26 protein-coding genes and 3 pseudogenes are annotated in these 25,338 nt (G+C 59.9%); 19 read left to right on the top strand and 10 right to left on the bottom strand.

Going from position 1 to position 25,338, the window contains the following annotated elements:
- The 7 genes from ACZ5MJ_RS35550 (at position 1) to ACZ5MJ_RS35520 (ending at position 7,248) form a co-directional block, all read left to right on the top strand.
- On the top strand, positions 1-1,821 hold the full coding sequence (locus tag ACZ5MJ_RS35550) for an acetyl/propionyl/methylcrotonyl-CoA carboxylase subunit alpha (RefSeq protein WP_464227509.1): 1,821 nt from the start codon (positions 1-3) through the stop codon (positions 1,819-1,821).
- A 151-nt stretch (positions 1,822-1,972) separates the two neighbouring features.
- The gene (locus ACZ5MJ_RS35545; protein ID WP_464227508.1) at positions 1,973-3,139 is read left to right on the top strand and encodes an ABC transporter substrate-binding protein; all 1,167 of its coding nucleotides are present in this window, start codon (positions 1,973-1,975) and stop codon (positions 3,137-3,139) included.
- Positions 3,140-3,222: 83 nt separating this feature from the next.
- Positions 3,223-4,122, top strand: a complete 900-nt coding sequence (locus ACZ5MJ_RS35540; RefSeq protein WP_464227507.1) for a branched-chain amino acid ABC transporter permease — start codon at positions 3,223-3,225, stop codon at positions 4,120-4,122.
- A complete protein-coding gene (locus ACZ5MJ_RS35535; RefSeq protein WP_464227506.1) occupies positions 4,119-5,006 on the top strand; it encodes a branched-chain amino acid ABC transporter permease in 888 nt (295 codons plus the stop codon). The genes ACZ5MJ_RS35540 and ACZ5MJ_RS35535 overlap by 4 nt, the downstream gene beginning before the upstream one ends.
- Positions 4,993-5,751 carry an ABC transporter ATP-binding protein gene (locus tag ACZ5MJ_RS35530; protein ID WP_464227505.1) on the top strand — a complete coding sequence of 253 codons (759 nt, stop codon included), beginning with the start codon at positions 4,993-4,995 and terminating at the stop codon, positions 5,749-5,751. The genes ACZ5MJ_RS35535 and ACZ5MJ_RS35530 overlap by 14 nt, the downstream gene beginning before the upstream one ends.
- Positions 5,752-5,753: 2 nt before the next feature.
- On the top strand, positions 5,754-6,479 hold the full coding sequence (locus tag ACZ5MJ_RS35525; RefSeq protein WP_464227504.1) for an ABC transporter ATP-binding protein: 726 nt from the start codon (positions 5,754-5,756) through the stop codon (positions 6,477-6,479).
- A gap of 61 nt (positions 6,480-6,540) precedes the next feature.
- Entirely contained in the window at positions 6,541-7,248 is a 708-nt protein-coding gene (locus ACZ5MJ_RS35520; protein ID WP_464227502.1) for an SDR family NAD(P)-dependent oxidoreductase, read from the top strand.
- A gap of 237 nt (positions 7,249-7,485) precedes the next feature.
- Here ACZ5MJ_RS35520 and ACZ5MJ_RS35515 read toward each other — a convergent pair.
- A pseudogene (locus ACZ5MJ_RS35515) lies at positions 7,486-7,694 on the bottom strand (IS5/IS1182 family transposase); the annotation flags it as partial.
- Between the two features lie 318 nt (positions 7,695-8,012).
- On the opposite strand from ACZ5MJ_RS35515, the gene ACZ5MJ_RS35510 reads away from it, so the two are divergent.
- Entirely contained in the window at positions 8,013-8,522 is a 510-nt protein-coding gene (locus ACZ5MJ_RS35510) for a porin (RefSeq protein WP_464227530.1), read from the top strand.
- A 694-nt stretch (positions 8,523-9,216) separates the two neighbouring features.
- On the opposite strand, the gene ACZ5MJ_RS35505 is transcribed toward ACZ5MJ_RS35510, so the two are convergent.
- From ACZ5MJ_RS35505 to ACZ5MJ_RS35485, 5 genes are all read right to left on the bottom strand, one after another.
- The gene (locus ACZ5MJ_RS35505; protein ID WP_464227501.1) at positions 9,217-10,065 is read right to left on the bottom strand and encodes an SDR family oxidoreductase; all 849 of its coding nucleotides are present in this window, start codon (positions 10,063-10,065) and stop codon (positions 9,217-9,219) included.
- Positions 10,066-10,153: 88 nt separating this feature from the next.
- Positions 10,154-10,702, bottom strand: a complete 549-nt coding sequence (locus ACZ5MJ_RS35500; protein ID WP_464227529.1) for an SDR family oxidoreductase — start codon at positions 10,700-10,702, stop codon at positions 10,154-10,156.
- Positions 10,585-11,061 carry an SDR family NAD(P)-dependent oxidoreductase gene (locus ACZ5MJ_RS35495; RefSeq protein WP_464227500.1) on the bottom strand — a complete coding sequence of 159 codons (477 nt, stop codon included), beginning with the start codon at positions 11,059-11,061 and terminating at the stop codon, positions 10,585-10,587. The genes ACZ5MJ_RS35500 and ACZ5MJ_RS35495 overlap by 118 nt, the downstream gene beginning before the upstream one ends.
- Before the next feature lie 105 nt (positions 11,062-11,166).
- Positions 11,167-11,571, bottom strand: coding sequence for a nuclear transport factor 2 family protein (locus tag ACZ5MJ_RS35490; protein WP_464227498.1), 405 nt, complete (start codon positions 11,569-11,571; stop codon positions 11,167-11,169).
- On the bottom strand, positions 11,558-13,543 hold the full coding sequence (locus tag ACZ5MJ_RS35485) for an oxidoreductase (protein ID WP_464227496.1): 1,986 nt from the start codon (positions 13,541-13,543) through the stop codon (positions 11,558-11,560). The genes ACZ5MJ_RS35490 and ACZ5MJ_RS35485 overlap by 14 nt, the downstream gene beginning before the upstream one ends.
- Before the next feature lie 145 nt (positions 13,544-13,688).
- Here ACZ5MJ_RS35485 and ACZ5MJ_RS35480 point away from each other — a divergent pair, with 145 nt between their 5' ends.
- Both ACZ5MJ_RS35480 and ACZ5MJ_RS35475 read left to right on the top strand, forming a co-directional pair.
- Positions 13,689-13,955 carry an AMP-binding protein gene (locus ACZ5MJ_RS35480; protein WP_464227495.1) on the top strand — a complete coding sequence of 89 codons (267 nt, stop codon included), beginning with the start codon at positions 13,689-13,691 and terminating at the stop codon, positions 13,953-13,955.
- Between the two features lie 302 nt (positions 13,956-14,257).
- Positions 14,258-15,070: an SDR family NAD(P)-dependent oxidoreductase gene (locus tag ACZ5MJ_RS35475; RefSeq protein ID WP_464227493.1), complete on the top strand. Its 813-nt coding sequence runs from the start codon at positions 14,258-14,260 to the stop codon at positions 15,068-15,070.
- 126 nt (positions 15,071-15,196) lie between these two features.
- Here the strand turns inward: ACZ5MJ_RS35475 and ACZ5MJ_RS35470 are convergent, their stop codons facing one another.
- Together ACZ5MJ_RS35470 and ACZ5MJ_RS35465 are read right to left on the bottom strand one after the other, a co-directional pair.
- Positions 15,197-15,340 carry a hypothetical protein gene (locus ACZ5MJ_RS35470; RefSeq protein WP_464227491.1) on the bottom strand — a complete coding sequence of 48 codons (144 nt, stop codon included), beginning with the start codon at positions 15,338-15,340 and terminating at the stop codon, positions 15,197-15,199.
- Positions 15,341-15,590: 250 nt separating this feature from the next.
- A pseudogene (locus ACZ5MJ_RS35465) lies at positions 15,591-15,896 on the bottom strand (integrase core domain-containing protein); the annotation flags it as partial.
- On the opposite strand from ACZ5MJ_RS35465, the pseudogene ACZ5MJ_RS35460 reads away from it, so the two are divergent.
- Positions 15,883-16,251: pseudogene (locus ACZ5MJ_RS35460) on the top strand (SDR family oxidoreductase); the annotation flags it as partial. The pseudogenes ACZ5MJ_RS35465 and ACZ5MJ_RS35460 overlap by 14 nt on opposite strands.
- Positions 16,252-16,472: 221 nt before the next feature.
- Here ACZ5MJ_RS35460 and ACZ5MJ_RS35455 read toward each other — a convergent pair.
- On the bottom strand, positions 16,473-16,700 hold the full coding sequence (locus ACZ5MJ_RS35455; RefSeq protein WP_464227489.1) for a hypothetical protein: 228 nt from the start codon (positions 16,698-16,700) through the stop codon (positions 16,473-16,475).
- A gap of 188 nt (positions 16,701-16,888) precedes the next feature.
- Here ACZ5MJ_RS35455 and ACZ5MJ_RS35450 point away from each other — a divergent pair, with 188 nt between their 5' ends.
- Positions 16,889-17,455: a TetR/AcrR family transcriptional regulator gene (locus ACZ5MJ_RS35450; RefSeq protein ID WP_464227488.1), complete on the top strand. Its 567-nt coding sequence runs from the start codon at positions 16,889-16,891 to the stop codon at positions 17,453-17,455.
- 232 nt (positions 17,456-17,687) lie between these two features.
- On the opposite strand, the gene ACZ5MJ_RS35445 is transcribed toward ACZ5MJ_RS35450, so the two are convergent.
- Entirely contained in the window at positions 17,688-18,506 is an 819-nt protein-coding gene (locus tag ACZ5MJ_RS35445; RefSeq protein ID WP_464227487.1) for a sulfite exporter TauE/SafE family protein, read from the bottom strand.
- A gap of 551 nt (positions 18,507-19,057) precedes the next feature.
- Here ACZ5MJ_RS35445 and ACZ5MJ_RS35440 point away from each other — a divergent pair.
- The 7 genes from ACZ5MJ_RS35440 (at position 19,058) to adh (ending at position 25,255) form a co-directional block, all read left to right on the top strand.
- Positions 19,058-19,852: an SDR family NAD(P)-dependent oxidoreductase gene (locus ACZ5MJ_RS35440; RefSeq protein ID WP_464227486.1), complete on the top strand. Its 795-nt coding sequence runs from the start codon at positions 19,058-19,060 to the stop codon at positions 19,850-19,852.
- A gap of 33 nt (positions 19,853-19,885) precedes the next feature.
- Positions 19,886-20,221 (top strand): carboxymuconolactone decarboxylase family protein, encoded by a 336-nt coding sequence (locus ACZ5MJ_RS35435; RefSeq protein WP_078199044.1) that lies wholly within the window; start codon positions 19,886-19,888, stop codon positions 20,219-20,221.
- A 103-nt stretch (positions 20,222-20,324) separates the two neighbouring features.
- A complete protein-coding gene (locus tag ACZ5MJ_RS35430) occupies positions 20,325-20,636 on the top strand; it encodes a carboxymuconolactone decarboxylase family protein (protein WP_464227485.1) in 312 nt (103 codons plus the stop codon).
- Positions 20,637-21,176: 540 nt separating this feature from the next.
- Positions 21,177-21,620: an OsmC family protein gene (locus tag ACZ5MJ_RS35425; protein WP_078199046.1), complete on the top strand. Its 444-nt coding sequence runs from the start codon at positions 21,177-21,179 to the stop codon at positions 21,618-21,620.
- A gap of 38 nt (positions 21,621-21,658) precedes the next feature.
- A complete protein-coding gene (locus ACZ5MJ_RS35420) occupies positions 21,659-21,967 on the top strand; it encodes a DUF485 domain-containing protein (RefSeq protein WP_464227484.1) in 309 nt (102 codons plus the stop codon).
- Positions 21,967-23,643 (top strand): cation/acetate symporter, encoded by a 1,677-nt coding sequence (locus ACZ5MJ_RS35415; protein ID WP_464227483.1) that lies wholly within the window; start codon positions 21,967-21,969, stop codon positions 23,641-23,643. The genes ACZ5MJ_RS35420 and ACZ5MJ_RS35415 overlap by 1 nt, the downstream gene beginning before the upstream one ends.
- Before the next feature lie 91 nt (positions 23,644-23,734).
- Positions 23,735-25,255, top strand: a complete 1,521-nt coding sequence (adh, locus tag ACZ5MJ_RS35410; RefSeq protein ID WP_464227481.1) for an aldehyde dehydrogenase — start codon at positions 23,735-23,737, stop codon at positions 25,253-25,255.
- Positions 25,256-25,338: the final 83 nt, after the last annotated feature.

Here is a 25,338-nt window from a genome sequence, read left to right as displayed (position 1 = left end):
ATGAGCCAATCCCCCGTGGAAAAGCACCTCCCGATCGAATCGCTGCTCATCGCGAACCGCGGCGAGATCGCCGTGCGCATCATTCGAGCCTGTCGCGAAGCAGGGATAAGGAGCATCGCGGTATACAGCGAAGCGGATGCGGGCGCTCTGCACGTGCGCTTGGCGGACCAGGCGGTACTTCTGGGTCCGGCCCCCGCACGGGAGTCCTACCTGGACATCGCGCTGATTCTTGCCGCCGCCAAGAGCACCGGCGCGCAGGCGGTGCATCCCGGTTATGGGCTGCTGAGCGAAAACGCTGACTTCGCCGCCGCCGTGCTGGCCGTTGGATTGGTCTTCGTCGGCCCGTCGCCCGAGGTGATCGCGATGATGGGTGACAAGGTCGCGGCACGCGCCGCCGCGGTGCGTGCCGAGGTGCCTGTGCTGCCGGGATCGGACGGGGCACTGGAGGATCTGGACGCTGCCCGTGGTGTTGCGAAGGCCATCGGCTATCCGGTGGTCGTGAAGGCCTGCTTCGGAGGTGGTGGCCGCGGCATGCGCGTCGTCCGCGAGGAATCGGAGCTGCAGACGGCGCTGCAGGATGCCGCCCGGGAATCCAACGTCGCGTTCGGCCGCGCCGAGATCTACCTGGAACACTACGTCGAGCGGGGGCGTCATGTCGAAGTACAGGTGCTGGGCGACGCCTATGGCCACGTGGTGCACATTGGAGACCGTGACTGTTCGGTACAAAGGCGCCATCAGAAGATGATCGAGGAGGCGCCTGCGCCCGACCTGCCGGAGGATGTGCGCCAGCAATTGCGGAATGCCGCCGTGCGGCTGGCCGCAAGCGTGGGTTACCAGAGCGCCGGGACGGTCGAATTCCTTTTTGACCGTGCCAGCGGCAAGTTCTTCTTCCTGGAGATGAATACGCGGTTGCAGGTCGAGCACGGTGTGACCGAACTCGTCTCGGGCATCGATCTGGTGCAGTGCCAGTTGCGGGTGGCTGCGGGTCTGCCGCTGGATTTCGTTCAACAGGACGTTCGGCTCTTCGGCCACGCCATCCAGGCCCGTATCACAGCCGAGGATCCGTGGTCGGGTTTCATGCCTTGTCCCGGACCGGTTGGCGCGCTTCGGTTGCCATTGGGTCCTTGGCTGCGACTGGATTTCGCCACCGAGGCCGGCGACACGGTGCCGGGCCACTATGACTCGATGTTCGGCAAGGTGCAGGCCTGGGGGCCCACCCGCGCACTGGCGAGCAGGCGCTTGGGAAGCGCGCTGAACGCTCTGGTGGTGCCCGGTATCCAGACCAACGCATCCTACATTGAGCAGGTGTTGGCGGAACCGGCCTTCGTCGGCGTGCAGCATGACACCGGCTCGGTGGAGCGTGACTGGAGGCCCGATCCGACGAAGCGCCCCGTCCCTGTGGCTGCCATGCAGGAGCCGCTAGCGGCCGAGCCGCTGCGCGCCGTGGTCACGGAACGCCGTGTCAGCCTGGACACTTCGAACGGGACTATCGAAGTGGTGGTTCCCGGAAAGGCGCGCAAACCGCTCGCAGAGGGAATTGAACGCGCTGGCGTGCGGCGCTCGACTGCGGCCGGCGCGGGGCGGCCTTCGGCCGCGGTCGAGCCCGTGGCGCCGATGGAAGGCATGGTTGCGCGCGTCCTGGTGCAACAGGGTTCTACCGTTGTCCAAGGGGCCGTGCTCGTCATCCTGGAAGCCATGAAGATGGAGATGCAGGTCACCGCCCCGCGCGCCGGTACAGTCGATGCCGTGCTCGTACAGCCTGGCGAGGTGGTCAAGCGCGGCAGCCTCATGGTGCGGCTCAGGGACAAGGACGCCGCATGAAGACATACACCCTTGTGTGCGCCGCGGTGTCGCGGCATCGACCGTTCCCAGTGATGTTCGCCGGGACGTATTTTCCCGATTCCATCTCCCCTCCCGTCCTGATGGAAGCCTCGGCGACTAGATAACATCGTTTGCAATGTAGGAGACAAGCATGAAAAAGAGAAGCAAGATCTGCGGCATCACAAGCAGCCGACTCTGGGCATGGTTGGGCCTCACCGCCGCCGCGGCCACGTTGCAGCCGTTGGCAGTGCAGGCAGCGGAGTACAAGATCGTGATTGCCCAGTCGATCACGGGTCCGGTCAGCTTCATCGGCGGACCGGTGCGCGATGGCCTGTTGATGGCGATCGACGAAGCCAACAAGTCCGGTGTGCTGGGGGCGGGCAACACCGTCAAGGCGGTCGTCGAAGACGATGCCAGTGATCGCGCGCAAGCGATGCTGCTATTGTCGCGCCACGCCGCAGATCCCTCGGTGCTTCTCTACGTCGGTCCCACCACCGGCGCCATCGGGGGACCGGCTGCCCGCGCCGCGCAGGACCTGAAAATCCCGATGTTCACGGTCACGAATTCGACCGAGGCGCATGGCGCAGGCCCGTGGGCCATGACACAGGCACAGGGCTTCAACACTGGCATACCACCCATTGTCACCTATGCGGTGGAAAAGAAGGGGGTGAAGAATTGCTCTCTGGTGTCCATCTCCGACAGTGAAGCCTACGTCGGTCAGGCGCGACTCTTTGCGGAGTTGCTGAAGGCGCGCGGCGTGAACATCTTGTCCGAGGAGAAGGTCAAGCAGTCCGACAGCGATTTCGCAGCCCTGTCGGTCAAGTTGACCACGCGTGCGGCGCAGGACTGCCTGGTTCTGGTCATGCCTCCAGCAGTGGGAACCAACTTGCTGACGCAGATCCGCCAAGCCGGCCTCAACCCTGCGACGCATGTGTTTGGCATCTCGGCATTTGCCACTCCGGATTTCTTGCGTCTCGGCGGAGCGGCCGTCGAAGGCGTGACCTTCAACGGCGATTGGCTGCCCGGCGGCAATAACGATATGGGGCGCACCTTCGTCAAGAACTATCGGGCCGCGAAAGGTCGTGAGCCGGGCAATTGGGAAGCCATGGGCTACAGCGCTGGGCAGGTGGTCCTGGCAGCACTCAAGGCCGCTGGTCCGGCACCGACGCGCGAGCGTGTGCGCGACGCCATGCTCAAGATATCCAAGGTGCCGGTCGTCGTGGGTGATGGGTTTTTTTCATTCGACGAGCGACGTTATCCACGGTATGGCGTAGTTTTGCTGACGGTCAAGGACGGCAAATTCGTTCGCGCGAACTGATGTGGTCGGTGGCGTTTTGAAGAACGCGCCCACGTTCCGCGGGCGCGCGGTATTTGCAATCTTCTCTTCTGCGAGAGGTCCGCATGATCTGGCAACAATTGCTTAACGGGCTCATTACTGGGTTCGTCTACGCGCTATTTGCGATGGGGTTTACCCTCATCTTCAGCGTGCAGAAGATTCTCAACCTGGCCCACGGTGGCGTGTTCATGGCGGGCGCCCTCGTTGCCTACTATGCCGTGGAGCTGGGGTTACCGCTGTGGTTGGCGGCACTGCTCGCCATGCTGGTGGCTGGAATCCTGTCGGTGGTCGTCGATCTGGTCGCCTTCAAGCGGTTGCGCGCGCATTTGACGCAGGCAAATGCCGAGTTCTCGGCGATCGTTTCGTCCATCGGTGCCAATCTGGTGATCGTGACCGTGGGACATCAGCTGACACAGACCCAGGTATTCCGCTTTCCATACGGTACCTTTCCGGTGAAGTTCTTCGAACTCTGGGGGGGGCGTCTGTCGCTGCTGCAGCTCACGGTGACCATCGTGGGAACCACGCTGCTGCTGCTACTGGCCTTGTATCTCTATAAGACCGATTTCGGTCGCGATGTGCGCGCTGTCGCCATCAATGAGCGGACCGCCGGTCTGCTGGGTATCAATCCCCAACTGGTCTACCTGCAGACCTTCCTGATCGCGGGGGGGTTGGCGGGAATCGCCGGTGTGCTCATCGGTTTGTCATTTAATTCCATCCATTTCATGATGGGAGAGCGCTACATGCTGTATGCATTTGTGGTGGTCGTGCTGGGAGGCATGGGGAGCATGGTGGGCGCGGTGGTCGCCAGCCTGGTGCTGGGCCTCGTCCAGACCTTCTCCGTGGCCTACATGCCACCGGGACTGTCGGACGCGGTGATCTTCACGCTGCTGTTCGTGGCGCTGCTGGTCAAGCCCAGTGGCTTCTTCGGAAGTGCGCTGCATGCGCGCAGTGTGGGGAGGGCATGATGGACATGTGGCTTTCCTACCAGCCAGCCTTCGATTTCTTCCTGATCAGTCTGGGCTTCGCGTACAGTCAGCAGATCGTGCTTCGCGCGGGCTGCTTCTCATTGGCCACCGCGGCGTATGCGGCAGTCGGTGCATACACGGCGGCGATCCTAGTCACGCGACAAGGCCTCGACCTGTTCAGCGCGGTGGTTGCGGCCACGCTGGCGGGAGCGGCCTGTGCGGCGGTGCTGGCCATACCTCTGGCGAGGCTGCGAGGAATCTTCCAGGCGATCGCGACCATCGCTTTCGTGGAGGTGCTGCATGCCTTGATTCTCTACTTCGAAGACCTCACGGGTGGCGCCACGGGATACCAGAATGTCCCCAAGATAACGACCACATGGAATCTGCTCGTGGCCGTTGCGCTGGTCGTCTATGTGTGCTCTGCCATCGGCCGCTCCGGTGTGGGCCGTGCGTTCGACAGCATCCGGCAAAACGAGACCGTTGCGGCATGCCTGGGCGTGTCGGTGCGTAGCTACCAAGGAACCGCGTTCTTGATCAGCGGTGCCATCGGAGGGATGTTCGGCGGGCTGCTGGCGCTGTACTCCTACAGCGTGGATCCTGCGCAGTTCGGCTTCTCGCTGGTGATTGCCACCCTTGCGGCCATCGTGCTCGGCGGACGCACATCGCTTGCGGGGCCCATTATCGGCACGGCCGTGATGGCATTGCTCCCCGAGATTTCCCGCCCGCTGGCTGACTACAGGCCGTTGGTGACAGGCCTTCTCCTGATCCTCATGATCAACTATCTGCCGCACGGGCTGGGGGATAGTTTCATGTTCTACTTGCGCAGCTTGCAGGCGAAGCGTGGCGAACAAGCCAAAGAAGAGGTGCATAGTGCAGGCACTTGAACTTGAGCAGGTCTCCAAGCATTTTGGAGGCGTCCATGCGGTGGCCGACGTGTCGATCACAGTGCCCAGTGGCAAGGTCACCGGACTGATCGGCCCCAATGGGGCTGGCAAGAGCACCGTGGTGAACCTGATCACGGGAATGCTGCAACTGACGAGGGGGACCATCCGCCTCGATGGAGAGCCCATTGAGGCGGCGACTGCCCAGCAAGTGGTGCGCAAGGGCATCGCCCGCACCTTCCAGAACATCCGCCTGCTGGCCGAAGCATCGGTGCTCGACAACGTATTGATCGGCTTCCACCGGCACGAGCGCTCCTCGATCCTGGCGGGAGTCTTGGGTCTGCCAAGTTCGCTGCGCGAGTCGTCGCGGATGCGCGTGCGCGCGATGGAACTGCTGGAGCGCTTCGGCATGGCAGGGTTCGCCCATGTTCCGGCCGGTTCGCTGGCGTATGGCCACCAGCGCCGCATCGAGATGATGCGCGCGGTGGCCAGCAATCCATCGGTCTTGTTGTTGGACGAGCCCGTCGCGGGCATGAACGACGTCGAGGCGAGCGGCCTCGGCGCTATCTTCCTCGAACTGGTGGCCGGTGGCATGGGCATCCTGCTGATCGAGCACAACATCCGCTTCGTGAATCGATTATGTGACCATGTCTATGTGCTCGACGCCGGACGCATCATCGCCGATGGCAAGCCGAAGGATGTAATGAGCGACGCCAACGTGGTCAAGGCCTATCTGGGGGGGCACTGACGATGATGCTCGGCGTTGAAAAGCTCGTTGCCGGCTATAGCGGCATCCAGGCCTTGCGAGGCGTCAGCTTCTCCATCGAAGCCGGTGAAGTCGTCGCGTTGATCGGGCCCAACGGGGCCGGAAAATCCACCTTGCTCAACTGCCTGAGCGGTAACGTTCGTGTCCAGGCTGGCAGGATCAATTTTGGGGGGACGGACATCGCCAACAACCCTGCGCATCGTGTCGCGCGCAGTGGTCTGCTGCATGTCCCGGAAGGGCGGCAGATCCTGGGCGAGATGTCGATCCTCGACAACCTGCTCGTGGGCAAGCGGGCGCTCGGTGGACGCAAGTCGGCGTACGACTTGCGTGAGGTCTTCCGGCTGTTTCCGATCCTCGAGGAGCGCCAGGCGACGTTGGGGTCCAATCTCTCTGGCGGCCAGCAACAGATGCTGGCGATAGGCCGCGCGCTCATGGGTGGCCCACGCCTGCTGATGCTCGACGAGCCCAGCTTGGGCTTGTCGCCGCTGATGACCGACCATGTCTTTGATGCGCTCGCCCAACTCAACCGCGATGGGCTTACCATCCTGCTGGTCGAGCAGAATGCGGTGCGGGCCTTGTCGGTGTCCACCCGCGCCTATGTGCTGGAGCACGGCCGCATCGTGCATTCCGGAAAGAGCGCCGAGTTGGCGCAGGATGCGCGTGTGATCGCACATTACCTAGGACAGGATGTAGATGAGCACATCAATTGAATCCTCATCGGCTGTGCAGAGGGGGGCGTCACGACCCGATGACCCAGCCGCGGACGCCGCTGTGCGTTCCAAGGTGGCGCTCGTCACCGGCACCGGCGGCGAACTGGGAATGGCCATCGCGCGCGCGCTGGCCGCCACCGGGCTGCGGGTGGTCGGCCTGGATATTCACCCCCCCGGTGATCCTAATGGGACCACCTTGCACGCGTCTTATGTCTGCGATCTGTGCGACTTCGTGGCGCTGCAGCAGACCATGGAGCGCATTCGCATCGAGGTCGGTCCCGTCCAGGTGCTGGTGAACAACGCCGCGTACTATGTTCCCACGCCGTTCTTCGAACTGACGGCGGCGCAGATTCAAACCACCCTGACCGTCAATGTCGCCGCCGTGTTGCTGCTGTGTCAGCAGGCAGCCCGCCAGATGATCGCTGCCGGTAGCGGTGGCGTGATTGTCAACGTGGCTTCCGTTGCAGGCAGGAACGGAAGCTCGCAGATTGACTATGGTGCCTCGAAGGTTGGCGTCATCAACCTGACCACCACGCTGGGTCGGCTCCTGGCCGAGTATGGCATCCGAGCCAATGGCGTGGCGCCTGCGCTCATCCGAACTGGGATGGGAGAGAGGCTGGGGCCCGGTGTGGCCGAGCGCTTCCTGACGATGACCCCCCTCAAGCGCAGCGCGGAACCTGCAGAGATTGCCCAAGTCGTGGCGTTCCTGTGCGGACCGGGTGCGGCCTACGTGAACGGCACGACCATCGACATTCACGGTGGCTTGTGAGCCCGCGACCCACGGCACGCGAAGAGTTTCTCGCCGGAGGGCATACCTGTTGCGCTCTCCGGTGGGCGGTGGCATGAGACGGCAGCGATCCGGCTATAAGTAAGGAACATGTCCAGGCACGGTGGCGTTGCCAGCTAAGCGCTCGCCTCTCTTGCAAGATCGCTGTGTCACATGGACGTTCTTGGATGACGGATTTGTTCAGTGTCGCAGGCAAGATCGTGCTTGTGACTGGAGGTGCCTGACTGGTACAACGATACGGTGCTTGCTGCCGACTTTGCCGCGGTTCGTGGGATTCCGGCCAGTCTGCTGGCCCTCCAGGGCTGGCCACCGCTGCGCCATCGATGCTCCCGCGGCTCAAATTGATCTGGTCATGTCACGAAGCGGGTCAACAGGGCGAGGTGCAGGCGCTCCCAGACGCCGCTGGCCTTTCCGTTACGCAGGCGACGGTGTGCCACGAAGGCGTGAGGAAGGAGAAATTCAGCAGATTGGCCCTTTCTACTTCCAGACGGTCACGCTAATCAGTTAGTGATACTGCCTATCTTTGTATAGGTTCCCCTCTATCACATGATTTCTATACTTTAGACGGACCGCGAGTCGGCTCGAATTTCCGCGAAGACAATATGCTCAAGTACACCGGTGTCTTCGGTGGACTGACTGCCACTGCGCACTGGAGTTTCGGCGCTGGGGCGGGGGCTTTAGGAACCAACGCCTTGGCAGGAGGGTGGGGCCGGTGAAGCGCCTGGCCATTTGCGCGACAACACCGCATATGGCCGACGCATAATCTATGCGAGTGGTCATTTTGGGATCAGTATGGCGTACGCCAATGGAATCCGGCGGTAGCCAAGGGTAATGTCGCAAGAGTCAAGAAGGCCGGGGCGGCCGTCATTTATGTGGTCGGGCCGGAAAAACTCATGTCGGGCTATCGTTGGGGTAATTCGGAGAACTTGACGGGAACAACTTTGCTCAGCGACGACGTGTACTGGGCCGGAACGCAATATCAAGCAACGTCTGCATTGACGGTACTACACAACATGACGACGTTGAGGGTTAGTTCCGTCGCGTCTACGGTGAATCTCAAGAACCCGTGGCAGCTCAGCTTCGTTGCAGGTTATGAGCTATCTAAACGAACGGACATCTATTTGACGACCTCCTACGCAAAGAACTCCAGCCCTAACTTTGATACTTCGGCCAATGGATTTCAAACTGGGTCTTGGTTGTCGCAAGGCAGCAACAATCAACTTGGCGCAGCTCGCGGTATTCGCCATAAGTTCTGATTGATGGAAATCTCCACTCTGGTGCTTTCGATCATTGCACCAGGGATTGATACCCCAACCCGCGGTTGGGGTTCTTTTTTTTTTGCCCCCAGCATGGACGCCCTCCTGTAGTTGCTAGTTCCACCGTAAGTTGATTACAGCGAATGAGGTGAAGCGCAACGACGAGGCTCGTGATCAAAGGGAGGCGACGTAGAACGTGTATTTGCGCAGTCAGCGGGCGGGTGAGCGGGCGATGGCGAAATTGCAACGGCTATATGGCAATCTGCTTCTGAAGGTCCACGAAGCGCAGAGGGCGGGGGCGAGCGCGATTAGCCGCAAGTTCCTGGGCTGCATTGGGTGGCGGCAGGTGGTGCGCTGAAGTTCAAGCAACGCATCCGCGAGTTGACTCGCCCCTCAGGCGGAGGCGGGGGCGTAGCCAGGGGGATCGGCCGCAGCGCTACGTTCTGGGCTGGCCTACTTCCGGTTGGCGCTGACGCCCAGGAGCTAGCTACCAAGGGAGAGCATTGGCAGACTGAGGTTGGTCCCTAATCAGGAAAACCAAAGCCCACGGCCAGGAATTGTGCGAGAAGGCCTCCGGCGCTGCGTGCCAGGAGCGGCGGGCGTCTTTGAGCACGCGGACCATGGCCTGCACCCCTACACTGACAAGGACAGCCAGCCTTGCGCGCAATGACGAAGAGTCTGCTCATTCCATGTCTCAGAACTTCGAGCCTCGCAGCACGGCTGCGGCACCCCCATCGACCAGCAGGTCGCAGCCGGTGATGTAGCTGGCTGCGTCGGAGGCAAGAAACTCGATCACCGTCGCCATCTCCGCCGCTGTTCCCCATCGGCCTGCTGGGGTCCTTTCGATCACCGCGTTCACACGTGCGCCGCCGCTCGCCTCGCGGCGGCCCATCGGGGTCCATATCCCGCCGGGCGAGATCGATACAATGCGGGCTCCCGATGCCCCCCAAGCCTTCGCGCGCCGCTCGCAGTTCTGCATGATAGCGCGCTTCGACAGCCCGTAGGCGTGGCCCTCGCGGCTACCGCCCTGCTTTTCGACCAGCATGTCCAGGCGTACGGACAGCTTGTCCATCAGACCGGCCTGCAGTGGATCGGCAAGCAAGTCCTGGGCCGGTGTGTCGACCGGGCTGAGGTGACCGGCAACGGAGGCAACCAACAGAGCAGCAGTCCCGGTGCACAGCAGCGGCTCAAAGGCGCGCAACAGCAACTCGGGGCCGACCGTGTTGGCCCGGACGATCGCCTGCCAGTCGGCCATCACGGGGGACAGGCCCGCGGCGTTCACCAGGGTCCGCAAGGGCCCTTGGTGGCGACAGAGGTCGGCGAGCGCGTCGGCGGTTCCTGGTAGGGAAAGATCTCCGCCGATACCACAGGCCCGGTACCCCTCGTCGGCCAGCGTCTGCAGCGCGGGCTGCAGACGCGCTTCGTCGACATCGGTCAACACCAGGTTCTGTGTCCTGCCGAGCAAGCGGCAGACCGCCATGCCGACGCCGCCTGCCGCGCCGGTGATCACCGCGACCGGCCTTTCCTGGAAAGTGGCTGGCATGGTCATCTTCTCCGTACCAATACGGCGCGTGTGAACAGACTGTGTGCAGTGCACGGGTCAGACGGAATGGGCATTGTCAGAGTGCGGGTCATAGGACAGCGTGCCTGAAATGTGGGTTCATGGCGTCGGCCTTGACCGACGCGAATCGGAACGGCTTGAGCGAGTCTCCAAGCGGCGCTAGCCGGGCCAACTTCGATGCCGGGATTCTCATTGGCGTGTTCACCTTCCACGGGGCGCCCAGCGCCGCCGCTGCCATCAACGTCGCGTGGAGGCCACCGTCCACCACCAAGTCCGCACCGGTGATGTAGGCGGCATCGCGGCTCGCAAGGAACGCAATCGCGGCCGCCTGGTCATCGGGCGCGCCCGCCATGCGCAAGGGGTTCCGTTGCGCTGCCGCGTGCCGTTTCGCCGGATCGGAATAGCGGGCGTCCGTCAGTGTCGTTTGCGTGGATTCGGGTGACACCGTATTGCATCGAATGCCGTCAGGCTCCCAGTCGCTTGCCATTTGACGAACCAGCATCACCAATGCCAGCCTTGCTGGCGCTGTACGCACCGAGCGGGCCTGTCGGTACGTAGGCCGATACCGATGCGGTGGCGACGATACTGCCACGCGAGGGTGGGCGGCCTTAGCCAGCAACCACGTGGCGCGTGTGTTGAGTGCGAAGCAGCGGTTGTAGCTGTCCACGGACTTTCCAACAGACTGCCGTGTTCGATAACACCTGCATTGCTGATCAGGACTTCCAGACCGTTCCACGCCTTTCGTGCTGCATCGACGACATGCAGCGGTGCCGAAGCCTGCGTCAGGTCGGCAACCACACCCGCGACCTGTGCTCTCTGGTCCGCCAACTCACGGGCGACCGCGTTCAGCCGATCCCCGGCCAGCTCCACCGGCAGCAACTGTGCCGGTTGATCCTCACGGCTGCGCGCATCCCGGTCCAGGCAGAAGGCGGTGGCCTTGCCGATGCGGCTGTCCGCACCCATGATGATGGCTTTCATGAAGAGCCGCCGCTGGTTGTCGATTGATCCACACCGGAACGGTAACGGCGGTGTCGCGCGCATGATGCTTACCGGAAGACAGGTGGGCGGTGAAAAAGGCTGTGGTCAGACGCCTGCGGGACCGGTGTCGATGTCGGCCAGATGCTTGGTGTCCCAGTAGTACGGGATGATCTCGCGCAGCTGCTGGCCGCGAAAACGCCACAACTCCAGCACCGTGGTCTCGAAGGCCTGGTCGGTCTTGCGCGACCGACCGGACAGCGCAAAGCGCACCACCAGGGTGTCGGCAGTCTCGCCCAAGAACTCCAGTGGATGGATCTTGAATCCGGCCCAGGTCCCGATCACTGCCTTGGACAGATCGCGCCAACCGTCGAGCCCGCGGTAACAGCCGGAATACGGCAGTCCATCGGGCTCCATTACGACGAAGTCGGCGTCGAGCATTTCGCCTATCGTGGCGAGATCGCCCCGATTCATGGCTGCAAAGAAGCGTTCGCCGAAGTCACGATGACTCATGGTCAGTTCCTTTGGTGGAAAGTGCTGTGCGTACTGCTGTGTGTGCTGTATGGACCGCATCGCCAATGCGGCCTACGTCCTGGGCATCGCCGATCGTGAAGGTCGGGATATTCGCGTCGTGGAGAGCATCGAGAAGATCGCTGCCTGGTGTTCTGCCCTGCGCCATAACCAGGCGCGAGACGTCCAGTGTCTTGACGCCCTCGGGGCTGCGCACCTGGAGACCATCCGGCCCGATCGACTGGATCGTCGCGTTATCGACAATTGCAATCTGCGGATTGTTGGCCAGCCTGCGGCGCAGGTGCTTGCGGTACATCGGCTCCGCGGAGCGCGCAAGGTCCTTGTGGCTCGATCGGGTTATCAGCACGACGGCAAAGCCTTGCGCCGCAAGGAGTTCTGCAGTCTCGCACCCGGTTTCCCCGCCGCCATAGACCGCAATCGTCCGGCCATCAACTGGTCCGACGCCGGCATCGCCAAGGAGCAGGTCGTAGGCACTGACGACCATCGCTGCATCTGTACATGGGATGGGGTGGGGCAAGGATCTAGCGCCGGTCGCTATGACCACGAGTGCGGGGCTCTGCGTGATCAGCATGGGCGCAGATGCTGTTTCGCCCAGGTGGACGGTGACGGAGCTCGCGCCGATTTGACTTTCGAGATGTCGGAGATACCACCCCAATTTCTCTTTCAGTGGCGGTGCCGAGGAGCTGATGAGCCCGCCCCCAAGGCGCTCGCGGGCTTCATAGAGATGTGTCTGGAACCCTGCCTTGTCCAGTTCGAGCGCCGCCGCCATCCCTCCCGGCCCGGCGCCCACGACGATGGCACTTCGGCCGGCCCCGTTTTGCGGTATCGGTGCTTGGAGCTCACTCCCTGTTCGGGGATTTTCGGCGCATGCGATCGACTGGTGCTGCAGGGCTCGGTCGAAACACCAGTTGCAATTGGTGCATGGGCGGATGTCGCTGGTCTGGCCTGAGAAACTCTTCTGCGGCCATTGGGGGTCGGCGAGCAAGGGTCGTCCCAGGCAGATCAAGTCGGCATCTTCGCGCAGCAGGGCGCTTTCGGCCGTCTCGGGCCATCGGACCGGGCCAATGCCTATCACCGGCAGCTTGGCGGCTTGCCGGATCCGTCGGCTGTCGGTGAAACGCCAGCCTTCGGGCATCGACATCGGATCGACCGTGTAGTCGAGGCTGCCCGCCAGCGACCCGCTCGACACGTCCAGGCAGTCGACACCGGCCGCAGCCAGTCGCGCCGCTATTCTCTCCATGTCCTCGATGGTCAGACCACCCGGGAGGTGTTCCGCCGAAGACAAGCGGTAGAAAAGAGGCCGCTCCGGTCCGATCGCCGATTTGACGGTGCGGATGAGTTCCTCGGCGAAGCGCAGCCTGCGATCGAAATCGCCACCCCAGCCGTCGTCGCGGCGATTGCTCAGAGGTGAGAGGAAGGCCATCGGAAGGTAACCGTGTGCGCCATGGATTTCAATCGCGTCATAGCCGGCCTCCATCGCGAGTTCCGCGGAGCGGCCGTAACTGCGGATGATCTCCTTGATCTCGCCATCTGTCAGTGCGCGCGCGAGGCGGGTTGCCGGGTCCCGCTTCGAGAACTCGTCGGTCGGGCCGGCGGGCAGGCTATCGAGGGTTCTCGGGTCCACGTAGCGGCCCGCGAGGTGCAACTGCAGCGCCACGCGGCTGCCGGCACTCTTGATCGCCTTAACCAGCGCAACATGACCAGCGAGGTTGGAGTGGCTGTCCAGACTCAGCTGCTTTGTTTCCGCCAAGCCATGGCGACGGTCGACGCAGGTGAATTCAACGATGATCAGCCCGACGCCACCCAGCGCCCGCTCGCGGTAGAACGCGATCTGGGCAGGGCTGACCGATCCGTCGGCATTGGCCAGGCCAGTGGACATCGGCGACATGACCGTGCGGTTCGGTATGTCGAGCCCGGCGATGCGGATGGGGCTGGATAAGATTGGAAAGGTCATAAAGCGAGTTCTCCACTTTGAAGGCGCAACCGCGCCTTGGTGCTGGCTGATTCTAGGACCGGCCGCTGCCGCGAAGACCTATCCAGAGATAGGCGATGCTGCCGTGTGACCGACACAGAATGGCACGACCTGTTGGAGCGCAGACATGACACCGGAAGACCATTCACTCAATACCATCGCCGATCTGTTGAAGGACCGCGCGAGACGATCTCGGGATACTGTCTTCGGTATCTTCCCGGATCCAACCATCACCTACGGCGAACCGGTGGAACGCAGCACCCGGTTCGCGAAGGGGCTCGTAGCCGTCCGCCTCGGACTCGGGGGACACGTGGCCATCATGATGCCGAACTGCCTGCGCTTCATGGTCGCCTATTTCGCAGTGCAGTTGGCCGGGGAAGAAGCGTGCTCCTGAACGCGCGCTTTAAGCAGCAAGAACTGGCGCAAGTGCACGTTCATTCCGATGCGTGCATTCTGGTCACGACGGACTGTCTAGACGAGCAGGTGAAAACGTGCGGCGAGTATTGGCCTGCAGACACGGGGTTCTTCGAGGAGCGAATTTCTAGTCCGGACGGACTATCGCCGCGTTGCATGGCTTGTATAAAGGAAGGGATATGGGCCACCATCTTTAGATAACTTATTATTCGCGACAGTATTTTGTTTTGTATAAGCGTTGTTGATAATAATTAATTGTAGTTAAAGTGAGGAGATAATTTCATGAGAGCATTGATCACCGGGGCTGCGAGCGGAATTGGACGAGCCACTGCCCTGCGTTTATCGCGTGACACAACTGCCCGCGAGGGTAAGCCTGTACAGCTCATGCTGGTTGATCGTGTATCCGACAAGCTGCAAGAGGTCGCGTCCGAATTAACTAAGGAAGGAGCGCAAGTTGAAACATTCTTGGGAGATCTCACTGATGTTTCCCTTCCACAACAAATCCTCGCTGCCACGAAACAGGCGTTTGGGGGACTGGACGTCCTGGTTAGCAATGCCGGGAGCATTGAACGCTCGAGCTTGCTCGATATGACCACAGACAGCTTTGACCGATGCTTCGCGCTAAACACGCGCGCCACGTGGCTGCTTGCGAAGGAAGCCCACTCTCTACTTGCGGCATCCCGGGGCTCCATTGTTGCGACAGCTTCGATCTCGGCACATGAACCGACTCCGCAGCTTGGTGCATATGCATCAAGCAAGGCAGCTCTGGTCATGCTGATAAGGCAGATGGCTTGCGATTGGGGGCAATATGGAATCCGTTGCAATACGGTCTCCCCAGGGTCGACCCACACAGGGATGACCAGTACGCGTTATTCCGATCCGATCCAGCGAATGGTGGCTGCTCAACGCAACCCGCTGCAAAGGGTCGGTACGCCGGAAGATCAAGCTGCGGTGATCGCGTTTCTGGCTAGTCCCGATGCCGCCTACGTGACCGGAATCGATGTTGTTGTTGATGGCGGCTTGAGCACGATGCTGATGACCGCCTCTGGGTTGGGCGATTCGAGGAGTACAGCAGCGGCACTGGGCTCCTCATAGCAACAATCTTCGTGGTATAGCGGAACCGATTCCGATGCATGCTCCTGGGTATTTGCGACGACCACCGCCGTATTGATTGCATCATTACCCTCTCCAGTTGTTGGTGCTGCTGCGCGAGGTCAGCACTTACAACGGGGTGCGATCCGTCGAAAATTCGTACTTGGTGCCATCGACGTAGGCGTCGTTGCCGCTCTTTGCCAAGGCCGGTGCGGCCGACAAGGCGGCAGCAATCGCGGTGGCAACGATCAGGGCATACTGGTAGGTCTTCATGGCTCACTCCCTTTGAGAAACGTAAGCACTAGATGGCGCGCCTGTAAGCCAAAAGATGTCGCCTTATTGGCCGGAGAGGTAGCGCAATGCGCTCACGGATGGAAAGGCCGTATGCCATAAGTTGTCGTTTTTTTATTTTCGGAAGGCATAGGATGTCGTTATTTTTGACGGACTAACATCATGTTTTTTAACGATATTTTTGTCTCCGGATGACCTTGCCCCTGTCGCACGAATCCCATAGCCGATGGAATCAAGCAGCCCGGTGCTGCTGTGCTGCGAACCAGTTTTTCTCGAACGTCATGGGGCTGACGTAGCCCAGGGTCGAGTGAAGTCGAGTGGCATTGTAAAAGCTCAGCCAGTCAATCACCTCGTCCATTGCCTCGCGGCGGGTAGCGAATTGGCAGCCATGCAAGCGAGCTACCTTCAATGACCCCCACAAGCTCTCAGTCGGGGCATTATTCCAGCAATCGCCCTTGCGACTCATCGAGCTGCGCATGCCGTACGCCTTCAAGGCGTCTTGAAACAGGTGGCTGCAGTACTGGGCGGCGTTACCGCTCTTTCGTACGCAGGGCTTCGGCCACTTCATCAATACCGCCTCCACCGCCGCTCATCGCATCGCGCCGAACATGGCGGTCTACGCCGCGACCAAGAGTGCGGTGCGCGCGATCTCGGAGGGGTTAAGGCAGGAGGCGGGAGACAAACTGCGTGTAACGGTCATTTCACCCGGCTTCACGCGGACGAACTTTGCAGAATCGATGACCAACCCGGAAGCCAAGGCGCAAATCTCCGCCTCGATGGATGAATTCCCCATGTCGCCGGACGCCATTGCCCGGGCGATGGCGTTTGCAATCGAGCAACCGGCCGATGTTGACGTGGGCGAGATTATCGTCCGCCCCACGGCGCAGGGATAGGTTGCTGCCGCCGCGGCCGGCATTATCGCTTCTGGCTGGTAGCTGACATTTCAACAAATTGGTCGGGTCGTTCGTATTGGCCGATGCGACGGGCATCGGAGGCCTGCGAACGGCCGGAAACTGAACGGAGAGCAACACCTGAATGTCAGGGCTCTTTATGGCCGACAACGGCCCTCCCTGGTACGCCGAACCTCGGCACTGGATCCGCCTGGGTTGACTTCTTATCGCTCTTGCGACGACAGCCGCCATGTCGGAATGCCGTCGTCGAAGCTATCGAACCACTCCCTGATCGCGTCGGCCACAATGCTTGGATCGCAAGTGGCGGCATCCGGAACGCATGCCCGAATGAGATCTTCGACGTCAAAGCGTCGTTCCGCCCGAGCCCGCAAGGCGTCGCGGTTGCGGGCGAGGATAGTGAGTTGCTGGTCGCGGATCGGGATGTAACGCATGGCGAATACACGGAATGGAGTCCCGTATTGACGGCCGCCTCGCCGCAGTAGATGGCCGCGTCGTCCATTTTGGGATCCAGTCTGTGGATTCAGACGTCAGCAGCGCCAGGTACCGTGAAGGCAAGCAACCTCACACGCTTGTTGTGGGAGACATTGACACCTTACCAACTAGAAGGTATAAGCCGTTCATGACTGTAGACCGACGAACTGCTCTCCTTCAACACGCGGAGTATCTCATCCGCACGCGCGGATATTCTGATTTCAGCTACGCTGACCTAGCCAAAAGCGCTTCGATTTCGAAACCCGCTGTCCATCACTATTTCCCAACGAAAGAGGACCTTGGTGTTGCTCTCGTAAATGAATACCTGGAGCGGTTTCGGGAATGTTTGAGTCGCATCGACGCTAAGCACCGTAAGGCAAAGGACAAGCTGGTTGCCCATGCTCAACTTTTCGCTGCCTCATTGAATGACGGGATGCTGCCTCTCTGTGGCGCGTTGTCTGCGGAGTGGTCCGTCTTACCGGAGAGCATGCGGTCATTAACCTCGACCTTCTTTCAACTGCATTTGCAGTGGCTAGAACGCATTATCGAGGATGGCATTACTGCCGGGGAACTGCGTGCTGATCGCTCAGCGAAGCGATCGGCCCTAATGCTTCTCAGCTCCTTGGAGGGCGGCTCCCTCATAGGCTGGGCCTTAAGGGACAATGCGTCGATCCTTACAGGATTTGAGGAATCGCTCCGCGAGCTTGCGGTCTAAGCAGCCTTAAAGAAGGTATCCGCCGCGCTCTATCACATCCTTTCGGCATGAAGCCTGCAGGACGGCCGTGCGCGACGATAAGGGAGCCGCGTCCAGCGCTCCGCAGCCCGCTCGATTTGGCTTGCGGACTGCGTTCCGAGCCGCCGCATCACGGTGCATATCTTGCAGTCGAAGGCAATCTTTCTCCCGGCGATCATCCTGGCGGATGGCGTAGCAGCCTTGTGTGCGTGCCTTAGGTACCCATGGCGACGCGTACAACCATTCCGAGGGCAATCAAGGCGGCGACCAGAGCGAAACCTTGTTCAAGGCGCCTTCTGCTTAGTTTGCTTGCGGCGCGTCGACCGCCCAGCATCCCGAGCAAGGCCCCTGTCGCGAACGGCAAACCGACACTCCAGTTCATACGCCCTGCAATCGCAGTGGAAACAACGCCCGAAGCGGAGACCAGCGCGATAACGGTCAGGGATGTCGCCACAATGGCATGCATTGGGGCGTTGGTAGCTTTTCTAAGAGCAGGGACGATGACGAAGCCCCCTCCAACGCCGAGTAGCCCGGATAGAAATCCAGCGCCAACCCCCGAGAGAGCGAGTGCCCGGCTGCAGGAGGCCGTCCAGACAAAGCGGCCGGTAGCGTTACTAAGTTGGCAAGGCGGCAAAGGCTGCGCGGCGTAAAGGCTGGGATTCGGTTTTGAGGGCGTCTGCACGAACATCCGCAGGGCCACGAAGGCCAGAACCAGAGCGAAGAGCAAAGTCAAAGGGCCATTCGGCAGACGATGTGCAAGCCAAAGGCCGACGGGCGAAACGACTGTACCGGCTACAGCCATCAGTACGGCGGCTCGGTAGCGCACGATGCCTGCACGCAATCCCATGGCGGCTCCAACCGCAGCGGACAGGCTGACCGCCAGCAACGCCACTGGCGCGGCCTCTGCGATGTTCAAATGCAAACCGAACAGCAGCAGTGGTACTGCGAGAATGGCACCACCTGCTCCGGTTAGCGCCAGAATTACACCGACTACGGCACCTAGTGCCGCGCTGCTGCCAATAAAACTGTCCATTTACGTAGTGTTGTCCGACGTTGTGAATAGGAGGGCGCTGGGAAGTCCTCCTCCCGCCCGCATAGGCAGCAGGCGTCGGCTTAGAGTTGCTGGAGGAGCGTACGGTCCGAAAGCGCCTGGTGCCGCAAGGGCATCGAGGCGGAATTACGCTGCCATAGAGCATGTCATGAAAGATCCAAACCGGTAGAGCGATCAATTTTTGTGCCTACCTGTCCCGCATAGCCAAGAATCGGCTGATTCCTCCATAAAAACAAGGATATAGCGCGGCATGAACGAACGTCCCGCGAGCGAAGAAAAAGGCCTAGTGCGACATATTCACTGCCAGAGCGGCAGATGGCAGCCACTTGGCAGTGGCCGTAAAAGTGCGTCGAAAGTGCCAGCAATTAAGCCCTTGACAGCCCCAAACGGCTCGCATACGATACGAACCAACTAGTAGGTAGGGTGCTGCGCCTCCGGGATCGTAATTCAGTCCAGATGGCTCAGCGCTTTTTTTGACCAGGGACGTTACCAACTAGTTGGTAGGGTTGGTAACTCCCACGTGAGGAAAGACTATGCAAGCTAAACAATTTGACGGCCGCAAACTCCTGGTCGTTGGTGGAACGAGTGGAATTGGCCTCGAGACAGCTCTGATGGTCGCCGAGCAAGGGGCTGCTGTCGTCGTCATCGGCAACCGCGCGGACAAGGCAGAAGCAGCTCGCCAAAAACTTGCTGCAGTCACGGGAGAAGGTAAGGCATTCGCCCTGACGGCCAATCTCTCTGACTTCGAAAGCGTTCAAGACCTCATCGGCAAGTTGGAAGGCGAGCACAAGGATATTGACATGCTCGTGAATGCCGCTGGGATCTACTACCCCAAAGCATTCCTTGAGCACTCGCTAGAAGACTACAACAACTATCTCAACCTGAACCGCGCACTGTTCTTCATCACGAAGCAGGTCGCTGCATCGTTGGTGTCCAGAAAACAGCCGGGTTCTATCGTCACCATCACGGCGAGTGCAGCAAAACAAGCCATTGAAACGGTGCCTGCTTCAGCCTATTCCATGGCGAAAATTGGGCTGGAAGCCATGACAAAGCATGTGGCAACCGAGTTGGCAGAGCATGGCATTCGTGTCAACGCAGTTTGCCCGGGCATCGTCGAAACCCGAATCTTCGAGCGCTTCATTCCCGGCGAGCAGTTGGATGACGCCCTTAAAGATTTCCATAGTTTTCACCCCCTCGGCCGCAATGGCACGCCGCTCGATGTTGCCGAGGCAATCGTTTTCTTGCTTTCCGATAAGGCTTCCTGGGTGACAGGGGCGGTTTGGGACGTCGACGGCGGTGTGTCGGCAGGCCGGAAACTCGGAAAGTGATTCGCGAAATTTTTCACTGAAAGGAGACGTTACATGGCAGCAAAATGGGCTGAAAAAATGACGGCGCTCGTAAAGAGCGTCGGAGCCTTCGGGAAAGCCAACAAGCCGGTGGCAGAGGCCTTCCATACCCTCGAGATTGCGACCCGAGCCGAGGGAACTCTGGACGCCAAAACCCACGAGCTGATCGCGCTGGCCGTAGCCGTGACCACTCGATGCGACGGTTGCATTACCGCGCACGCCGCTGCAGCAAAGAAAGCAGGGGCCAGCCAGGCGGAGATTTCGGCGGCACTTGGTACCGCAATTGCCCTGAATGCAGGCGCTGCGTACGTCTATTCCGCCCGAGCCCTGGAAGCTTACGAGGAACTGTAAGGTCTCCTCCTCGGCAACGATACACGGCAACGAACACGTAATACCTAGCTAGCAGCTAAAACTGAAAGGATGCAAAGAAGCTATGAGCAAATGGACTGAACGAATGACGGATCTGATCAAGAGCGTTGGCGGATTCGCGAAAGCAAACAAGCCTGTGGCAGAAGCGTTCCACACCCTGGAAACCGCAACTCGCGCAGACGGCATCCTGGATGCCAAAACTCATGAACTCATCGCCATGGCTGTTGCAGTGACTACACGATGCGACGGCTGTATTACCGCGCACGCAGCCGCGGCAAAGAAGGCTGGTGCAAGCAAGGCTGAGATTTCTGCAGCACTTGGCACGGCCATTGCACTTAACGCTGGGGCTGCCTATGTCTACTCTGCCCGCGCGCTCGAAGCTTTTGAAGAGCTCTAAGCTCGGGACGTAGCGTGCTTTGAAGGTACAAATCCTCTTGCGATGCAATGCTCGGTCGCAAGGGGGGCGAATGTTTAACTATCTTTCTTTACATCGCATTTACCGCGTCCAAGCGGTGATTGCATGCCAGCGATAACTTCTGCATGGTGTGCGCTATTACCCGCGCAGCAGCGGAACACCATTGTTCCTCTTGCTATCTGCACATGCCGTACGAGTCGTTCGGATTGCGGGAACGCGCTGGGCTAGCAAACTGCGGCCGCGGTTTTTGTTCATTCGGAGCGCAGGGCAGACCTTGCTGTCACACCTAACTCTGGATGCTGATGTTAGCCCACTGGGCGAGAGGACTGAGGCCGGGCCTCCACGCCAGCGTGAGGCCTCGACCATACTCCATGCAATGGTTGGTTGCCTAGAGGCTTAGCTGACCTAAGCAATCGAAGCAAGAAATGTCGTTTTACGCCTATGTGGATGAGCCCTACGATCCTAGCACGCATACACACATGCGCCTCGACGGGGACTCCCCATTCAAATAGGAGGTAAACGATGTCAAAGCATGCCGCATCTGTTCACTGGAGCAGGATCGCTCATCCGTTGGAGAGCGAGACCTATTCGCGCAACCATCAGGTATCGCTCAATGGCGAGCAGAACGTGAACGTCTCGGCGTCGAAAGAGTACAAGGGCGATCCCCGGTGTGCAGATCCTGAGCAACTGCTCGTCACAGCGTTGGCGAGTTGCCACATGCTCACATTCCTCGCTATCGCAGATCTTCAAGGGTACCGGGTCGAACAATACGATGACTCGCCCGTGGGCCATCTGGAAAAACTGGACGATGGTCTGCTGGGTATCGGAAGGGTAGAGCTTAGTCCCAAGGTTGTCTTTGGCGGTACCAAGACGCCGGACAGCAATGCCCTTGCTCGGTTGCACGCAGCGGCACACAAGAACTGCTTCATCCGAAACTCATTGAAAGCGAAGGTATCCATTTCGTAGCCTAGGGCATCACAAGACCCAGGAAATGGAGGAGACAAATGAAAAATATAGAAATCACGAGGCTTTTGAGGAATCGGTGCTTCCGTGAGCTGGTATATGAGAGAACCAGGCTCTCGATGGTCCTGAGCCTCGTCGTGCTGGTCGGCTACTACGGATTCATATTGACTGCCGCCTTCTATCCGACGCTGCTCAGCCTACCAATATCGGAGAAGTCACTCGTGACGGTAGGCTGGCCCATTGGTGCAGCGCTCATCATCATCTCCTGGTTGCTTACTGGTTGGTATGTCTACTGCGCCAATCGTCGCTTCGACGATCTCAGTGCCCAGTTTCTGAAGGAGGTGCACTGATGCGCTCAACGTCTCCGCACCATCTCCTTATCGGAACTCAGCTGGTGGCTTGGGCAGGTAGTGCCTTCTGTGGGCCCGTTGTTTCCGCGGCGGAAAAGCAGCCCCTCAATGTCCCGGCAATTCTGATGTTCTTCGCTTTCGTCCTTGCAACCCTTGGAATCACGTGGTGGGCGGCCAGGCGAACGCACTCGACGTCTGACTTCTATAGCGCTGGCGGGGGTATCACAGGCATGCAGAACGGATGGGCTATCGCCGGCGACTACATGTCCGCCGCCACGCTCTTGGGGTTGTCCAGTCTAGTCTTCGCGAAAGGCTACGACGGTTTCGTATACGCGATTGGCTTCTTCGTCGGATGGCCAATCATCATGTTTCTGCTTGCCGAACCGGTGCGGAATCTAGGGAAGTACACGCTGGCGGATATTGTCTCTGCCCGCCTGGACAAAACTAAGGTCCGCCTCTTCGCATCGGTTAGCTCTCTCACGGTAGTGTGCTTCTACCTGGTTGTGCAAATGGTAGGCGCGGGCCAACTCATCAAGCTGCTCTTCGGACTGGACTATCAGCATGCGGTCATTGTCGTAGGCGTGTTGATGGTTGTCTACGTGACCTTCGGCGGCATGATTGCCACCACTTGGGTACAGATCATCAAGGCAGCACTGCTGCTCTTTGGGGGAGCGCTGCTGTTGTTCCTGGCCATGTCTCGCTTCGGATTCAGCTTTGATGAGCTGGCTCGGCAAGCCGTCGACGTTCACAAAGATGGTGGGAAGATCATGGGGCCCAATGGGCTGCTTTCCGATCCAATTTCTGCCATCTCCATGTCGATCGGCGTAGTGCTGGGACCGGCGGGTTTACCCCACATTCTGATGCGGTTCTTCACTGTGCCGAACGCAAAGGAGGCTCGCAAAAGCGTATTTGTGGCGAGCGGCTTGATTGGCGCCTTCTTCCTGATCGTTTGTGCTCTGGGGCTTTGCGCCATTGTCATCGTCGGTAGTGATCCGGCGTTCTTCGAGGGCGGCAATGTAAGAGGGAAGATCCTGGGCGGCGGAAACATGCCGGTAATGCATCTGGCACGAGCAGTCGGCGGGAATATCTTCTTGGGATTCTTGTCTGCAGTCGCGTTCGCAACGATTCTCGCCGTCGTATCCGGTCTGGCGTTGGCCGGTGCATCTGCCATCGCGCACGATATTTATAGCAACATCATCTGCAAAGGGAAGGTAAAGGAAAGCTCCGAAATGCGTGTCTCGCGCTGGGCGACGCTGGGCTTGGGCGTGGTGGCGGTTGTGCTCGGAACGGCGTTCGAGAACCAGAACGTTGCGTTTCTCGTGAGCCTGACCTTCGGCGTTGCAGCCTCGTCAAACTTCCCTGTGCTTGTGTTGGCCATCTACTGGCGAGACCTCACGACGCGTGGCGCACTGGCGGGGGGCCTCGCAGGGCTGACTTCTGCGGTGATGATGGTGATTCTCTCCAAGGCAGTTTGGGTAGATGTTCTGCACAACGCTGCGGCTGTGTTTCCGTACGAAAACCCAGCTCTCTTTTCGATGCCGATTGCTTTCCTTGCGGCGTTTGTTTTCTCAAAGCTCGACAAGACGGAACGCTCCAAAACTGAACGGGATGCATTTGATGCGAGCTGGATCAGGGCCCAAACCGGTCTGGGTGCTGCGAGCGCAAGCAAACATTAAATGCCGTTCTGAAGCCAACGCAGTCGCAGCACCACTGACGACTGTCCATATGTAAGACGCTGTATCTTAAATATAACTAAGGAGCAACACTATGAACCACGCCGAGATGCAATTCCTGGGCATCGAATTTCCGTATCAGTCGTCCTACGACAACTTCATCGGTGGAAAGTGGGTTCCCCCGGTTTCTGGCCTGTATTTCGATAATCTGTCGCCAATTACTGGCGAAGTTTTTTGCAAGATCGCGCGCTCCAACGCGGATGACATCGAACTTGCCCTGGACGCTGCGCACGCTGCCAAAGACGCATGGGGACGGACTTCGGTCACCGAGCGAGCAAACGTGCTGGCACGCATCGCCGACCGGATGGAGGCGAACCTGAAGCGACTCGCTGTAGCCGAGTCGATTGATAACGGGAAGCCGCTGCGTGAAACGATGGCTGCGGATTTGCCGCTGGCTATCGATCACTTTCGCTACTTCGCCGGCGTGATTCGTGCTCAGGAAGGTGGCATCTCGGAGATCGACCGCGACACCGTTGCGTACCACTTCCACGAGCCGCTTGGTGTTGTCGGGCAAATCATTCCCTGGAATTTCCCGTTGCTGATGGCAACGTGGAAGCTTGCCCCGGCGCTGGCCGCCGGCAATTGTGTGGTACTCAAGCCCGCCGAGCAGACGCCCGCGTCAATCATGGTGCTTCTCGAGGTCATTGGAGACTTGCTGCCCCCGGGCGTTCTCAACGTCGTCAATGGCTTCGGCCTGGAAGCTGGCAAGCCGTTGGCATCCAACAAGCGCATCGCCAAGATCGCGTTCACGGGTGAAACGACGACCGGTCGTCTGATCATGCAGTACGCCAGCCAGAACCTGATTCCGGTCACGCTGGAGCTGGGTGGCAAGAGCCCCAACATCTTCTTCGCCGACGTGCTCGACAAGGATGATGCGTTCTTCGACAAGGCGCTCGAAGGCTTCGCCATGTTCGCCCTGAACCAAGGTGAGGTCTGTACGTGTCCCTCGCGCGCGCTGATTCAGGAATCGGTCTACGACCGCTTCATGGAGCGGGCAATCAAGCGCGTCGAGGCCATCAAGCAGGGGCATCCATTGGACTTGTCCACCATGATTGGTGCTCAGGCATCCAACGAACAACTCGACAAGATCCTCTCGTATATCGATCTAGGCAAGCAGGAAGGGGCGCAACTGCTTGCTGGTGGCGAACGCAAAGTGCTGGAAGGTAGCCTCGCGAAGGGCTACTACATCAAGCCGACCGTATTCCGCGGTCACAACAAAATGCGAATCTTCCAGGAGGAGATCTTCGGGCCGGTGTTGTCGGTGACGACCTTCAAGACGGAAGAGGAGGCCCTCGAGATCGCCAACGACACGTTGTATGGTCTCGGCGCGGGAGTGTGGACCCGCGACGGCACTCGTGCCTATCGCTTCGGTCGCGAAATCCAGGCGGGCCGCGTCTGGACCAACTGCTACCACGCCTATCCGGCACATGCCGCATTCGGTGGCTACAAGCAGTCTGGTATGGGTCGTGAAAATCACAAGATGATGCTCAATCACTACCAACAGACGAAGAACATGCTGGTCAGTTACAGCCCGAACGCCCTCGGCTTCTTCTGATCTTTCTATCCCCGGTTTCCCTTGTGGGGCCCGGGGTAACTGTTCCATCTGTTTCGGCAGTTTCGGTGTGTCTACTTGTTTCC

Source organism: Cupriavidus sp. LA-1 (genome assembly GCF_055385985.1).
Note: the sequence above shows the minus strand (reverse complement) of the source record. Positions and strands in the feature narration are given on the sequence as shown.